Raw genomic sequence first — 4805 nt, forward strand, 5'->3', positions numbered from 1 at the left:
CAGGAACTGTCGCACTTGACTTGACAATCCGTCAAAAAATAATAAACCAAGCTAATATTCATAATTTTGTCTACTTTCATATACTCGTTTATGTCAAAAAGAAGAACCATCGGCTTCATACGCACCTATTGTGCGAATTGAGCATACAGTATTTTACCTATTACAGATAAAATGCGCTCCATGAGAGCATCCTGCCAAGGAGGACAGAGCTATGTCATATCGTGCAATATCCCGCAGAAGAGGCTCACCTCACAAACGTTTACAAGCTGACACGCTCAGAAAAATATCCGTCGCCATGCTGCCGTTTTACAAAGCAATCGCGACCCGTCATGGTTTTGCCGTTCAATGGTCACAGGCTGTGGTGAAGGGCAATTTGGATCGGATGAAATCCCTTCTTTGCTCGGTAGCGCCACTCGCCGCCAAACAAGGATTAGGCACGAACGGCATCGGCTACTTTATTTCCTTTTTGGTTCAACCACCGATGCTTTATTATACGAACGGAACGACGATTCCACCGGGAACAGTGCAATTTACGTTTGAGCCAAGAGTCCATCGTGCCATCGCCAGAGCCGTTTTTCCGCTGTACCGGGAGCTGGCACACAATCAATGCTTTGCTTCTGCTTTAGCTAAAGCGATCAACAGGCGAGACCAGCATGCGGTGACCGTGATGATCCGCAGTTTGATCCCATCCTCTGCGCTAAAATCCGTACAGATTGAGGATTACGGCTTTGCCCTGCTTTTTAAGTACCCCTTCAGTAAGTATCCTTATCGCAATCTACTCATTCGGGAATTTACTTAAAGTGGTCGCTACAGGTGTCTTGCCCTGAGTTCTCCAATAAGCTCTTTCCCCAATTGTATTGCCATATCGGTCAGCACTCTGATTTCTTCCTTGGTTGTATTGTCCAAATGCGCCCCACAGCAAATCGCAAAGTTGCCTGCAAACTCTTTTCGCAAGCGAACTGCAATTTCCTCGGTAATATAAAATTCCTTGTGGGATTGCAATTGCACGGTTTGAATGGGCTCCAGTCTAGCCCCCGCTGTAATCGTTCCCAGATGGGGCTGATCACCGCCTGAAATGAGTACGACGATATCCTCCCCCATAAAATAGGCATCCAGTACAAGGCGGATACGTCCGCTTTCTTTTTGCAAATGAATCATACGATCCTCTCCCGCTTAAAATAATACTTAATTGTGATTATATTCACTTTATTTGTTTCTAATTATTGTATCGCTTCCTGAACAGTTCGACAATTAAAAATGGCCCAAGCAAGCCTCGATAAACGGTGGCTTGCTTGGGCCTTCATCACTATTTTAAAGGAAACAGTATCATTTTCGCGCCATGCCTGAACCACAGGCCGGAACCATTCATCCAGACCGGGTCCACCTCCCCACGAGTTGTTCACTACATCTGGTGCAAGCTCGGGATGCAGATTGCCTTGGGCATCTTTGGGCGCAAGCAGCCACTGACCGCCGTCCAGGATAATCGCATCCGTTGTTTCCGGATTAAAAATCCGAACCGCAATCCACTTTGCACCTGGTGCAACACCAATTCGGTTCGTTCCGTTTTCCTCGGAGCCGACCATCGTGCCCATCGTATGCGTACCATGGGAATCGTCTTCCTGATCGACTGGGAGCGTCGCATGACTATGCGGATCGTACCAGCTCAGCTCAGGATTCACAATATTGCCTGCTGCATCCAGTCCACGCCATTTGCGATGCAGGGCCGGATGTGTGTAATCTACGCCAGTATCCAGGTTGGCGACCACGATTCCGGTTCCGTCAATTCCTTTTCCCCAAACTTGTGGTGCGTTAATATGGGATATATTCCATTCCACCGTAGACGGGTCTACAGCATTCTTGCCTGCATTGCCGGGCTTGGCCGATGTTTTTCCATCGTCTTTATCCGGCTCTACAGCTTTCTCTGCCGTTTCAGAATTTGCCGTTACTGCTGTCGCTTTTTCAGCTGTTTTGACGTCGGTTCCCTCTGCCTGCTTGTCAACCGTCACTTTCTGCAAATAACGTGTTTCATTCGGCAAAATTTTATCAACTTCAGGCAGCTTCGAAATATGATCCAGCACCTCCTTGGTGCTTGTGACAGCCAGAGCATTCACAATAAAATAGCTTTTATATTCCTTCACTCCACCGTCCTTCGACTGCTTATCCAAATAATTTTCAAGCCCGTATTGGGTTCTGGAAGCTGTTTCGCGTAAAGAGCTGATTACATGGCTGCGTGCAGCCATTTTGGCAGCGGAGGGTGTTATTTTCTCAAGTGAGGCCTTTTGGAGAGCATTTTTGGAAACCTTGTTGGTGTCCACCTGTTCTTTTAATTTAACCAGATAGGTAACATAGTTGTTCTCCTCAAACTGCTTGGTTAGTTTCGGAGATACTTTCGCGGTCGTAACCTTGTGCGAAGCTGATTTCAGCTCCAGCTTGGAGCCATCCGGTGTGTTATTCGCCAAAGCGGGTTGTACAAAAGAAAAGGCCATAAGTAAAGATAGTCCGATAGATAGTGGCTTCTTGAATCGTTTAGGCTTAATCAATTACTTCTCCACTCCTTTTACTGGGTTTAATGTTTCCGGAATAACCTGTACGAAAGCAAGACCTCATGCCTTGCACACCGAACACACGGGCTGCGCGACACGATGTGGTTGGCAACCACCTCCTTCATAAAATATAGAGGCACAAAAATATGTGGTTGTTCATAGATGGATGTACTTCATAGGTGAATTAACGCTTCAAATGCAAGTGGTGAAATTCAGTAGATACCAAGGAGAGAAAGCAGGAGTACTTCGAAAAAAAAGCATGTTATATCATGACAATTTATATTAAAAATTGTTATATAAATATATAATATGGATAATATAAAGTTATCAAAACAGATATACAAGTAGTTTTTTTTGCATTTTTCTTGCAATTCTATGAATTTTATCTTCTATTATGTACGAAAACCCCTTTATAGCGGCTGCGTAAACGGTGCATTACACGGTTAGCAGGTGTATGCAATCTCTGTACGAGCCGCTCAAAGGGATTTTCGAAGTCTTTTTTAATTTATCCGATCCTTCTAGTTAAGTACTGAATTCACCGCAGCGAGCGCGTCGATCAGGCCATAGCCGTAGCCATTGTTCGGTGAAGTCCGATACTGGCTGTCAGTCAGCGGCGTCGCTGTTTTTGAAATCACATCCTCCAACTGATCTACCGTCAAAGATGGCTTGGCCTGGAGAAGCAGTGCCACCAATCCGACTGTATGCGGACCTGCCATGGAAGTACCGTTCCATCCCCCCTCATACACTCCGCCAGGTACAGAAGAGCGAATGTTTACACCAGGAGCCGAAATCTCAGGCTTCACTTCGCCATAAGGAGAAGGACCGCGCAGCGAGAAGCTGGCCAGCTTGTTGTTAATGTCGGTGGCCCCTGTGGCATAAGCTTCCGGCAAATTCGCCGGATTGGCTACAGACCCGGCTCCGCCCGGATTTGACCATGTTGTGTTGCCTGCGGAGAACTCGGGGAATATCTGAGCCGCTCTCCACGCTTTGGTAACTGGACGATACCATTCATCCAGGCCAGGTCCGCCGCCCCAGGAGTTATTCACCACATCCGGTGCAAGCTCAGGGTGCTTTTTGCCGCTTTTATCTACAGGAGCAAGAATTCACTGTCCACCATCCAGCAAGATGGAGTCTGTAGTATCCGGATTAAACACTCGAACGGCAATCCATTGAGCACCGGGAGCAACACCGATCCCATTCGTACCATTACTGTCCGAGCCAACGATCGTACCCATCGTATGTGTTCCATGTCCTTCTGTATCTGCCGGCAGCGATGCTCCGTTAACCGCATCATACCAGCTCAGTTCTGGGTTAACGACTTGGCCGGAAGCATTCAAACCACGCCATTTTCTTTTCAGCGCCGGGTGCGTATAATCTACGCCTGTATCGAGATTGGCAACGACAACCCCTTTGCCATCAATGCCCTTGGCCCACACCTGTGGTGCTTTGACTTTGGAAATATTCCATTCGGCTCGGCTAGGTGTTACAGCATCCTTGTATACAGATTCCTCCACCGACTTCTGTGCATTCTCTTCCGTTACAGCCGTGTCTGCAGCAGCTTGTTCGGCTGTCGCTTCCCGGTCTGCTGGCTGGGCATCCTTGTCTATTTCAACCTTTTGCAGCTCGCGTTTTTCATCCGGTAAAATTTTATCCACCTCAGGCAGTGTAGCCAGATTATCCAGTACCTCTTTGGTACTCGTTACCGCAAGTGCGTTGACGATAAAGTAGCTCTTGTACTTTTTAACGTTGCCGTTGTTGACTTCCTTCTTCAAATATTCTTCCACAGGTTGTTGCGTTTTTTCTGCTGTATCCATAAGCGAGTTCACAACTGTTGTACGTACAGACAGCTTGGCAGCAGCGGGGGAAATCTGCTCTGCAGAAGCCTTTTGAAGAGCATGCTTCGCAACCGACTCCGTGTCTACCTGATCTTTTAATTTAACCAGGTAGGTGACATACTCGCTGTTACTGAATTGCTGGTTCAGCTTGGCTGAAACCTTGGCGGAAATAGTTGAAGCTCCTGCCGAGGAGGTTGAGCTCGAATCCCCATACACCGGAGAAATCAGAGAAAAAGCAAGAAGAGCGGTAAAACTGACCGACAGCGTCTTTTTGATATTTTTCGACTTAATCAATACTTTCCATTTCACTTTACTTGGTTTTTTGATTCTCAAGAACAACCTTCTGACAACCGTATCAAAAGCTCACAAAATAGCCTCTGCTACTCACCTCCTTAAACGACCACCTGCTCAAAGCAGGTGGATTTTG

At 46.9% G+C, this 4805-nt stretch carries 2 protein-coding genes and 2 pseudogenes; 1 reads left to right on the top strand and 3 read right to left on the bottom strand.

Annotated elements, in window-relative coordinates; all coding sequences use genetic code 11:
* Positions 1 to 211 precede the first annotated feature (211 nt).
* The gene (locus tag L693_RS0119425) at positions 212 to 799 is read left to right on the top strand and encodes a hypothetical protein (protein WP_025719235.1); all 588 of its coding nucleotides are present in this window, start codon (positions 212 to 214) and stop codon (positions 797 to 799) included.
* Between the two features lie 8 nt (positions 800 to 807).
* Here L693_RS0119425 and L693_RS0119430 read toward each other — a convergent pair whose 3' ends face one another.
* The 3 genes and pseudogenes from L693_RS0119430 to L693_RS0119440 form a co-directional block, all read right to left on the bottom strand.
* The gene (locus L693_RS0119430; protein ID WP_025719236.1) at positions 808 to 1158 is read right to left on the bottom strand and encodes a prenylated flavin chaperone LpdD; all 351 of its coding nucleotides are present in this window, start codon (positions 1156 to 1158) and stop codon (positions 808 to 810) included.
* 173 nt (positions 1159 to 1331) lie between these two features.
* A pseudogene (locus L693_RS0119435) lies at positions 1332 to 2540 on the bottom strand (S8 family serine peptidase); the annotation flags it as partial.
* A 521-nt stretch (positions 2541 to 3061) separates the two neighbouring features.
* Positions 3062 to 4672: pseudogene (locus L693_RS0119440) on the bottom strand (S8 family serine peptidase).
* Positions 4673 to 4805 lie beyond the last annotated feature (133 nt).

The sequence above is a fragment of the Paenibacillus sp. 1-18 genome, assembly GCF_000520755.1.
GTDB classification, from domain to species: domain Bacteria; phylum Bacillota; class Bacilli; order Paenibacillales; family Paenibacillaceae; genus Paenibacillus; species Paenibacillus brasilensis.